Origin of the sequence: Aromatoleum sp. (assembly GCF_035254505.1) — a bacterium.
GTDB lineage: Bacteria > Pseudomonadota > Gammaproteobacteria > Burkholderiales > Rhodocyclaceae > Aromatoleum.
Map to the genome: position 1 here is coordinate 1 of NZ_DATFAO010000021.1, position 7,664 is coordinate 7,664.

Here is a 7,664-nt window from a genome sequence, read left to right on the forward strand (position 1 = left end):
GTCAAGGTCGTGGCGCTGGCGGTGCACGACATGGCGCGGGCGAAACGCTTCTATGGCCAGACGCTGGGCCTCGAACCGGCGGACGAAGGCGGCGAAGAGGTCGGATTCAAGCTCGGCGGCATCGTGTTGATGCTCAAGGAGGGCTGGTATGGCACGCCGACCGCCGAACCCAATCCGCGCATCACGCTCGAGTGCGCCAGCGCGCGCGCGACCGAGGAGGCGCTGAAGCGGCGCGACGTGAAGATCTCGAACCCGGTCGATCGCTACGACGAACGCTTCTTCATCGGCGCCTTCCTCGACAGCGAAGGCAACAAGCTCTGGTTCTGCTCGGCTGACTAGCGCCTACCCCGGTCTTCACCCGAGACCTCAGCCACCCGCGCCCTCGCCTTCGACCGGGAGCGAGGCCTCACGCCAATTTCGGAAGCCGCCGTCGAGGGCGACGGCGCGGCTGAAGCCGAGGCGGCGCAGCATCGCGGTGGCGAGCGTGGAGATCTTGCCGTACTCGCAGTAGACGACGATGCGGCGCGTCGGATCGGGCAGGATGCCGTCGACGCGCAGTTCGAGCTGTCCGCGCGGGATGTGCAGCGCTCCGGGGATGTGGGCGCGGCGGTAGTCCTCGGTCTCGCGCACATCGAGGATCGTGATGCCGGGCTCGGGCGCGAGCGCGCGGGCGCTGACCTCGTCGATCGACATGAAGGCGATCCGGTCGGCAGCCTCGGCGATCAACTGGGCGACCGACTGCCCGCCGCTGCAATTGACGCGCAAGGCCTCGGTGAGATGATCGGGCGCCTTGAGGTCGAGGCTGTTCATCAGCGCGACGAAAGCGTCGCGATCGCCGACCTGCAGCCGCGGGTTGGTCGCGAGCTCGGTGCCGATGGTCGTGCTCTCCTGGTCGCGGTAGTTGTGCGCGGGGAAGACGCGCGTCTCCGGCGGCAACTTCAGCAGGCGGTCGAACAGGCTGTGGTACAGCGCCACCGGGTCGCCGGTCGGCAGGTCGGTGCGGCCGGTCGCACCGATCAGCAGCGTATCGCCCGAGAAGAGGCAGTCCTCGACGCGCACGCAGGTGGAGTCGACGGTGTGGCCCGGCGTGTGCAGGATCTGCAGACGCAGGTTGCCGACGATCAGCGCCTCGCCGTCGTCGACGCGGATGTCGACGTAGGGGGCGGGGCTCAGGCGGTGCATCACGACCGGCACTTCGAGGCGGCGCGCGAGCGTGCGGCTCGCCGAGAAATGATCGGCGTGGGTATGCGTATCGTAGAGGTAGTGGATCTGCAGACCGTGGTGCGAGCAACTCGCGAGATAGCGGTCGACGAGGCTGATCTCGGGATCGATCAGCAGCGCGCCGCAGCGCTGCTCGCAGCCGACGAGATAGGACAGGCAGCCGCCCGCCCGAAACTGTTCGAGAATCATGTCCGCCCCCTCCCCATCGGGCCGCCGATAAGTGCAATATAGACCGGTCACGCGCGGGAGTTGCCATGAAGCTGCTGCCCCCTGAGTGGTTGTTCCTGTTCCGCCTCGCGCCCGGCGTGCGGATGCTGCGCGACTATCGGCGCGAGGACTTCCCGCACGACGTCGCCGCCGGCCTGTCGGTGACGGCGGTCGCAATTCCGGTGAGCGTCGCCTATGCCGAACTCGCCGGGTTTCCGCCCGCGTCGGGGCTGTACGCGTCGATGATCTCGATGATCGCCTATGCCTTGTTCGGCTCCTCGCGCCAGCTCATCGTCGGCCCGGACGCGCCCACCTGCGCGATGCTCGCGGCCGCGCTCGCGCCGATCGCGGCCGTCGGATCGCCCGAATACCGCGCCTGGTCGCTCGCGCTGACCTTCCTCGTCGGCCTGATGTGCCTTGTCGCGAGCCGCATGCGCCTAGGCGCCTTCGCGGACTTCCTGTCCAAACCGATCCTGATCGGCTTCCTCAACGGCATCGCGCTGTCGATCGTGCTCGGCCAGCTCGGCAAGCTGCTCGGCTTTCCGGTCGAGTCGCGCGACATCGTCGATAGCCTGCGCGAAGTCGTCGAAAAGCTGCCGCAGGTGCACTTTCCGACACTCGCGGTCGGGGCCCTCGCGTTCGCGACGCTCGGGTGGACGCGGCGGCGCCTGCCGCGGCTGCCCGCGGCGCTGGTCGTGCTGGTCGCCACCGGCGCACTGACGGCGCTGCTCGGGCTCGCAAACTATGGCGTGGCGGTGATCGGGCCGGTCCCCGCGGGCCTGCCTCAGCTCGCCCTACCCCACCTGAGCGGCACCGGGGTGCACACCCTCTTCAGCGCCAGCGCGGGCATCACGCTGGTCAGCTTTTCGAGTGCGATGCTGACGGCGCGCAGCTTCGCCGCACGCAACGGCTACGAGATCGATCCCGAGCGCGAGTTCGCGGCGCTCGGCGTCGCCAACCTCGCCTCGTCGATGCTGGGGGGCTTCGCGGTCAGTGGCGCCGGCTCGCGCACGGCGGTGAGCGAAGCCTCGGGCGGACGCACGCAGATGGTGAGCCTGGTGGCCGCCGCGGGGGTCGCCCTCGCACTGGTCGTCCTGACCGGACCGCTACAGTACGTGCCCGTCGCCGCGCTGGGCGCCGTGCTGGTCTATACGGGCATCTACCTCTTCGATCTCACCGCGCTGCGCGCGCTGTGGGGGCTCGATCGTAACGAATTCTGGCTCGCGCTGGCGGTACTCGTCGGTGTGATCGTCAGCGGCATGATCCAGGCGATCCTCGTCGCGGTGGCGATTGCGTTGGTGCGCTTCGTGCGCCTGACCGCACGGCCGCCGGTCGAGGTGCTGGGCGAGGTCGAGGGCCTGCCCGGCGTGCATCCGACACGCCACTTTGCCGACGCGCGCATGCTCGACGGCCTGACCTTGCTGCGCTTCAACGCGCCGCTGGTCTTCTTCAACGCCCCCTACTTCCGCCAGCAGGTGCTCGGCGCCGCCGTGCCCGTCGGTCCGGGACCGCGCTGGCTCGTGCTCGACCTGCTACCGGTGAGCCGCATCGACGTCACGGGCTACTACATGCTGAAGGAGGTACGCGACGCGCTGGCGCTGCGCGGGATCCAGCTGAAGTTCGCGGGACGGACGTCCGAAATCGCGACCTACCTGGAAGGGCGCGGCATCGACGTCGGGCCGATCCGCGATTCGACCTTCCCGACGCTGCGCGCCGCGATCAAGGCCTTCCGCCGCCTGCAGCGCGACCTCGAACAGGGGGTCGACGCCGGCGCGGCGTGAGGCGATGCGCGATCGGGCTCAGGCGCACATCGCGCAGCTCTCGTCGCAGTCCGCACCGACGAAATCGAGCACGTCGTGCAGGAAGCGCTCGGCCTGCCACAGGTGGGGCGCGTGGTCGACGCCGTCATAGACGTGCATCCGTGCGTTGGGGATCGCATCGCGCACCCAGTGCGCGGTCGTCGACGTGTAGAAATTGCTCTCCTCGCCGTAGATCAGCAGCGCCGGCACGTCGATGCGCGCGAGTACTTCGCGGTAGTCGGCCGCGGTGAGGCTCTTCCAGCACGCGATCAGCGGCGCGGGATCGAGGGCGCGCAGGCGCTCACGGGCCATCTGCATGCCCTTGCCGTTTTCGAGATACTTGCGACGGCCGCGCTCGTTGAGGCCGTTGGCGACGAGGCGCAGCACTGTCTCGGCGAAATCCTGTTCGAGATCGCGCACGAAAGCCGCATTGCGTTCATTGTCGAAGTCGCCGTAGATGCCGTTCGTCCAGTGCTCGTCGGTCAGGAGCCGCGGCGACTGGTCGATGAAGACGACCTGCGACAGACGCTTCGTGCCGAAGTCGCGAAGGTACTGCCATAGGGTTAGCGCGCCCATCGAGTGGCCGATTACGACGGCGTCGTGCAGATCCCAATGCGCCATCAGGTTTTCGAGGTCGCGCGCCATGCGCTCGACGGTCGGCGCCTGCCCGATCGTCAACGGATGACCGCCGTGACCGCGCGCATCCCAGCGGAAGACGCGATGGCTCGCGCCGAAGGTCGAGACGAAGGGGTTCCAGTCGCGATGCGTCGCGGTCCACCCGTGCAGCAGCACCATCGGGCGGCCGTCGCCGGTGATCGCTACGTGGATGACTTCTCCGTCGTCGGCAAGAAAGGGCTGCATGAGGCGCTCGCGCTGTCTATTGTGCAGCGCAGTATAAACCTTCGCGGTCATGTTCCGAAGGAGAACGGATCCCTAGCGGTTCGATCGGTCCATCCCGTCGTTCGGATACACGAAGCTGCGGCTCGTCCGCACGACCTTGCCGTCGATGAAGTGCACATTGAAGCGCGTTGCGACGCCCGGCCCGTCATTGCGGATGTTCCAGTCCCAGACTTCCTCGCCGCTCAGCACGAAGCGCTCCACCGAGCGATGCCGACCGAGCAGGCGCGAGACCTGCTCCCGAGTCATGCCGCGTTCGACGCGGGCGAGATTCTCCTGGGAGAGCGCATCTTCCTGACGCAGCACCGCGCCCGAGCGGTCGACGGTGATCATCAGCGCAGTTGCGCCCATCGGCTGCGTCGAGTATTCGAGCGTCGTCGTGCTGTCGCCGTTGTGCCAGCGCTCTACCGGCTCGCCGAAAACCGCCAGCGCCTCGGCCTCGGTCGAGACCTGGCGCGGCGCGGGGAAAGTCGCGCAGCCTGCCAGCAGGGCCAGCGCCAGCGTCGCGATGCCGCGCCACGGTGTGCTCATGTCAGTTCCCCCGGTAATCGGTCGTGTGCCCGGTGCGCTCGACGCGCCCGTCGTCGTTGAAATGGACCGAGAAGAAAGCCCCCTCGCTGACGAAGTCCGACTTGATGCGCCAGTTCCACACCGTTTCGTGCGCGAGCTCGAAGCGCTGCTGGGAGGCCGGCGCGCCGAGCAGTCGGCGCACTTCGTCGGGGCTCATGCCCTTTTGGATGCGGATGAAAGTGCCTTCGTTCAACACCTGGTCGATCTTGCGCAGCACGCCGTCGGCGCCGATCGTCATCATGAAGCACTCGGTGCCCTGGGGCTGGCGCGTGTATTCCCAGGTCACCGAGCCATCGGCATTGGGCCACTCCATGCCCGGGGTGCCCATGCGCTCGCGCACGTCCATCGCCGTCGATACGCCGGGCTTCAGTTCCTTCAGGTTCATATAGTCGCAGCCGCCGACGCCGAGCGCCGTCAGTACGCTGCACAGCAGGGCCAGGAATCGCTTCATGAGCGGGATGTCTCCTCGATCTCCGGGTGCGCGCCACGCGCGTGGGCTAGAATCGCACCAGCCGGGCCGGCGGCGCAACCCAAACCCGGTGACTGATTGCAAACACGAGGAGAAAGAGCAAATGCATAAAACCCTGATCGCCCTGGCGCTCGCCGCACTCACCGCGACTGCGGCCCATGCCCAGACCGTCGTGAAGATCGGCCACGCCGGCCCGCTGACCGGCCCGATTGCTCATATCGGCAAGGACGGCGAGAACGGCGTGCGGCTGGCGCTGGAAGACGCCAACGCGAAGGGCCTGACCATCGGCGGCAAGAAGGTGACTTTCGAGCTGGTCAGCGAAGACGACCAGGCCGACCCGCGCACCGCCACCACCGTCGCGCAGCGCCTGAGCGACGCCGGCGTGAAGGGCGTGGTCGGCCACGTGACCTCCGGCGCCTCGATTCCCGCCTCGCGCATCTACGAACAGGCCGGCATCCCGGTCATCACGCCGTCCTCGACGAACCCCAAGCTCACGCAGCAGGGCTACAAGGTCACCTACCGCGTCATCGCCAACGACCTGCAGCAGGGCGCCGCGATGGCCAAGTACGCCGTGCAGAACCTGAAGGCGAAGAAGATCGCGATCATCGACGACCGCACGGCCTACGGCCAGGGCCTCGCCGATGCCTTCGCCGAGAGCCTCAAGCAGCAGGGTGTGCAGGTCGTCGGCCGCGAATTCACGACCGACAAGGCGACCGACTTCACCGCGATCCTCACCAAGATCAAGGCCCGCCAGCCCGACGCCGTGTTCTTCGGCGGCATGGACGCGCAATCCGCACCGATGCTGCGCCAGATGAAGCAGCTCGGCATCGGCGCGAAGTTCCTCGGCGGCGACGGCACCTGCACCGGCGAGATGATCAAGCTCGCGGGCGATGCGATGAGCGGCGACACCTACTGCACCCAGGCCGGCATCCCGATGGAGAAGATGCCCGGCGGCGCGCAGTTCAAGACCCGCTTCAAGGAGCACTTCAAGGCCGACGTGCAGCTCTACGCGCCGTACAGCTATGACGCAGCCATGTCGCTGATCGAGGCGATGAAGGCGGCCGACTCGGTCGAACCCGCGAAGTATCTGCCGGCGCTGCAGAAGCTCAGCTTCTCGGGCGTGACGGGCAAGATCTCGTTCGACAAGAACGGCGACATCCGCGACGGCGGCATCACGATGTACCGCTTCCAGAACGGCAAGTGGGACGCGTTGAACTGAGCCGGCTCGACGGAGCGAAATATGCAATCCGCGCACGCACCGATCATGTGCACGGGGCGCAGAGCACGAACCACAAAGGGGCGCCGCGGCGCCCTTTTTTTTCGTCCTCGCCCGCGAGAGGGGACTTTCGGGAGGTTTGGCGTCCCTTATTAGGGAAAACCACAATATGGCACGGTTTGTGCAGCGCGCAATCCGTCGTGAAACCGGTCGAATCCGTCAAAAGCCCCATGAATAATAGGTCTACGGGGAACGGCCTCGGCCGCGCGGCACGCTGAAACGACCAAGAGTCAAGCTCCTTGCTGCATCGCAGGACCTGCCCGACTTCCGGCACGTCGACGCGGTCACGCACCGCAGAGCGGTTTTTGGGCAGAATACGCGCACTTTTCAGCCCCGCCAGGTACCGACTTTGGTCATACCCCGGAGGAGCGAATCGAAAAGCGCTAACAAGAGCAGCATCCTGACAGCGGCATCTGCCGTCCGTACCCGGACGACGGCGGCGCGCTGGCAGGCAATCAAAATCGATTTCGCTGGAGGAACACACGTGAAGAAGACCGTCGTCGCACTGGCCATCATGGGCTTCGGCCTGTCGGCCGCCCAGGCCCAGGAAATGGTCGTCAAGATCGGCAGCGTGGCGCCGCTCACCGGCACCATCGCGCATCTTGGCAAGGACAACGAAAACGGCGCCCGGCTCGCCGTCGAGGATGCCAACGCCAAGGGCATCACCATCGGCGGCAAGAAGGTCAAGTTCGAGCTGATGGGCGAGGACGACCAGGCCGACCCGCGCACCGGCACCACGGTCGCGCAGCGCCTGATGGACGCCGGCGTCAAGGGCGTCGTCGGCCACCTGAACTCGGGCACCACGATCCCCGCGTCGCGCATTTACAACCAGGCCGGCGTTCCGATGATCACGCCGTCGGCGACCAACCCGACGCTGACCAACCAGGGCTACAAGGGCGTGTTCCGCACGATCGCGAACGACGTCCAGCAGGGCGGCGCACTCGGCAAGTTCATCGCTGGCCCCCTGGCGGCGAAGACCGTCGCGATCATCGACGACCGCACCGCGTACGGCCAGGGTCTCGCCGACGAAACCGAGAAGGCCATCAAGGCCGGCGGCGGCAAGATCGTCGCGCGCGAGTTCACGACCGACAAGGCGACCGACTTCAACGCGATCCTGACGAAGATCCGCGGCGCCAAGCCCGACGTGATCTTCTTCGGCGGCATGGATGCGCAGGGCGGACCGATGCTGCGCCAGCTGAAGCAGCTCGGTGTCGAAGCCAAGTTC

At 67.1% G+C, this 7,664-nt stretch carries 8 protein-coding genes; 4 read left to right on the forward strand and 4 right to left on the reverse strand.

Going from position 1 to position 7,664, the window contains the following annotated elements; translation table 11 throughout:
- The coding region (locus tag VJ673_RS04075) for a VOC family protein (protein ID WP_324124756.1) at positions 1-339 on the forward strand (339 nt) is incomplete at its 5' end.
- Positions 340-366: 27 nt separating this feature from the next.
- Here VJ673_RS04075 and VJ673_RS04080 read toward each other — a convergent pair.
- Positions 367-1,410, reverse strand: coding sequence for an MBL fold metallo-hydrolase (locus VJ673_RS04080; protein WP_324124757.1), 1,044 nt, complete (start codon positions 1,408-1,410; stop codon positions 367-369).
- A gap of 65 nt (positions 1,411-1,475) precedes the next feature.
- Between VJ673_RS04080 and VJ673_RS04085 the strand changes: the two genes are divergently transcribed.
- Positions 1,476-3,209, forward strand: coding sequence for a SulP family inorganic anion transporter (locus VJ673_RS04085; RefSeq protein WP_324124758.1), 1,734 nt, complete (start codon positions 1,476-1,478; stop codon positions 3,207-3,209).
- An 18-nt stretch (positions 3,210-3,227) separates the two neighbouring features.
- Here VJ673_RS04085 and VJ673_RS04090 read toward each other — a convergent pair whose 3' ends face one another.
- The 3 genes from VJ673_RS04090 to VJ673_RS04100 form a co-directional block, all read right to left on the reverse strand.
- Positions 3,228-4,088: an alpha/beta fold hydrolase gene (locus VJ673_RS04090; RefSeq protein ID WP_324124759.1), complete on the reverse strand. Its 861-nt coding sequence runs from the start codon at positions 4,086-4,088 to the stop codon at positions 3,228-3,230.
- 72 nt (positions 4,089-4,160) lie between these two features.
- Positions 4,161-4,655: an outer membrane protein assembly factor BamE domain-containing protein gene (bamE, locus tag VJ673_RS04095; protein WP_324124761.1), complete on the reverse strand. Its 495-nt coding sequence runs from the start codon at positions 4,653-4,655 to the stop codon at positions 4,161-4,163.
- Position 4,656: 1 nt separating this feature from the next.
- A complete protein-coding gene (locus VJ673_RS04100) occupies positions 4,657-5,145 on the reverse strand; it encodes a hypothetical protein (protein ID WP_324124762.1) in 489 nt (162 codons plus the stop codon).
- 121 nt (positions 5,146-5,266) lie between these two features.
- Between VJ673_RS04100 and VJ673_RS04105 the strand changes: the two genes are divergently transcribed.
- Both VJ673_RS04105 and VJ673_RS04110 read left to right on the forward strand, forming a co-directional pair.
- Positions 5,267-6,382, forward strand: coding sequence for a branched-chain amino acid ABC transporter substrate-binding protein (locus VJ673_RS04105; protein WP_324124763.1), 1,116 nt, complete (start codon positions 5,267-5,269; stop codon positions 6,380-6,382).
- A gap of 541 nt (positions 6,383-6,923) precedes the next feature.
- Positions 6,924-7,664: branched-chain amino acid ABC transporter substrate-binding protein (locus VJ673_RS04110; RefSeq protein ID WP_324124764.1), on the forward strand; the 741-nt coding region annotated here is incomplete at its 3' end.